Consider the following 1,151-nt stretch of genomic DNA (forward strand, 5'->3'; position numbering starts at 1 on the left):
CATCTTCATCGTCCTCCTGTTTCCCCTCAGCGGTTTATCGCGCCGGTTCGAGCGCAAGGAGGCGGCGTGATGACCGCAACATCCACCGAAGTCGTTCTGAGAATACGCGGCATCGAGAAGTCCTTCGGGACGCACCATGTCCTACGCGGCATGGATCTTGACGTCCGCCGCGGTGAGGTGGTCTGCCTGATCGGCTCCAGTGGTTCGGACAAGACCTCGGATCTGCGCTGCATGAACCTGTTATTGGAGCCCGACCAGGGCGAGATCGTTCTGGAAGGCGCGCCTCTTTTCCGCCGCACCAGAACTGAGCGGCTAAAGCTCTCTAACGCGCAGGTAAACGCCGGACGCGTGAAGACCGGCATGGTGTTCCAGAACTTTAACCTGTTCCCCCACCGCACCGCACTGGAAAACATCATCGAAGCCCCCGTGGGTGGGGAAGAAAGTGCCGCGAGCCCGAGCCGAGGCACGGGCTCGCGAGCTGCTCACGCGAATGGGACTTCCCGATGCCGGCATAAATACCCGTCGCAGCTGTCGGGCGGCCAGCAGCAGCGGATTGCGATCGCTCGTGCGCTTGCTATGCAGCCCACCATCATGCTGTTCGACGAGCCGACATCGGCGCTGGACCCGGAACTGGTGGGCGACGTGCTCGCTGCAATTCCGAGGCTCGCGGCTTTCGTCGGACGCGTCACGGAACAGGCTCGTCTTCTCGGTCCGCTCGCTGCACCGGCGGCTGCACCTTCAACACATCTCCCAACAAAGGATAGTAGAACATGGCCGATGTAAACTGGGGCGGTATTTTTCCCGTTCTCGTCACTCCCTTCGGAGCTGATGGCTCCATTAATGAGACCCGATACAAGACGCTTATCGACGACGCCATTGCCCATGGTGCGCGGGGCGTCGTAGCGGCTGGCAGCACTGGGGAATTCTATGCTCTTACCACTGCCGAGCGCACACGCCTCTACAAGTTGACGGTTGACCATGTGGCCGGCCGCGTGCCCGTGCTGGCCGGCGTCGCCGACCTGCGTGTCGTGGATGTGTTGGAGGCATGTCAGTCGGCCGCGGCGGCGGGCTGCGCTGGCGGCATGATCCTGCCACCCATCTACGCTATGCCGAGCCCGCGTGAGATCGTGGCCTTCTTCGAGCATATCTCC

The 1,151-nt window shown here is 62.1% G+C and carries 2 protein-coding genes; both read left to right on the plus strand.

The genetic code is table 11. From position 1 onward, the window contains the following. On the plus strand, positions 1-783 hold a 783-nt coding region (locus EOA27_RS37385; RefSeq protein ID WP_210214205.1), incomplete at its 5' end, for an ATP-binding cassette domain-containing protein. Then, positions 771-1,151 (plus strand): dihydrodipicolinate synthase family protein (locus EOA27_RS37390; RefSeq protein ID WP_145970863.1); only part of this gene is annotated, 381 nt, incomplete at its 3' end. The genes EOA27_RS37385 and EOA27_RS37390, both read left to right, overlap by 13 nt.

The sequence above is a fragment of the Mesorhizobium sp. M2A.F.Ca.ET.037.01.1.1 genome, assembly GCF_003998075.1.
In the GTDB taxonomy this organism is placed as follows: domain Bacteria; phylum Pseudomonadota; class Alphaproteobacteria; order Rhizobiales; family Rhizobiaceae; genus Mesorhizobium.